Source organism: Streptacidiphilus neutrinimicus, assembly GCF_000787815.1.
Lineage (GTDB): Bacteria > Actinomycetota > Actinomycetes > Streptomycetales > Streptomycetaceae > Streptacidiphilus > Streptacidiphilus neutrinimicus.
The window spans coordinates 2416-2900 of sequence record NZ_BBPO01000111.1 but is presented as its reverse complement, the minus strand read 5'-3'; the positions used below and the strand labels follow the sequence as shown (position 1 = coordinate 2900).

Here is a 485-nt window from a genome sequence, read left to right as displayed (position 1 = left end):
CGACGCCTTCCAGGCCGTCGACCAGCAGGTTGGCGTAGTCCTGGCCGTTGGTTCCGATGAACACGCCGGACTGGCTGCCGCGCAGCGAGACCGGGTCGATGCCGGCCCGCTCGAACACCTCCCACGAGGTCTCCAGCAGCAGCCGCTGCTGCGGGTCCATCGCCAGCGCCTCACGGGGCGAGATCCCGAAGAACGTCGAGTCGAACTCCGTGACCCCGTCCATGAATCCACCGCCGCGGGCGTACGTGGTGCCCTGGTGGTCCGGGTCCGGGTGGTACAGGCCCGCGAGGTCCCAGCCACGGTCGACCGGGAAGGCGCCGATCGCGTCCTCACCGGCGACGAGCAGCTGCCACAGTTCCTCGGGGGTGCTGACGCCGCCGGGGAATCGGCAGCTCATCGCGACAATCGCGATCGGGTCGTCGTCCGTCACGGCGACGGCGGGCAGGGCGGCGCGGATCTCCTCCTGCGCACCGAACAACTCGGTG

The 485-nt window shown here is 70.5% G+C and carries 1 protein-coding gene; it reads right to left on the bottom strand.

Going from position 1 to position 485, the window contains the following annotated elements; genetic code table 11:
• On the bottom strand, positions 1-485 hold a 485-nt coding region (locus TR48_RS35590), incomplete at both ends, for a beta-ketoacyl synthase N-terminal-like domain-containing protein (RefSeq protein ID WP_152628363.1).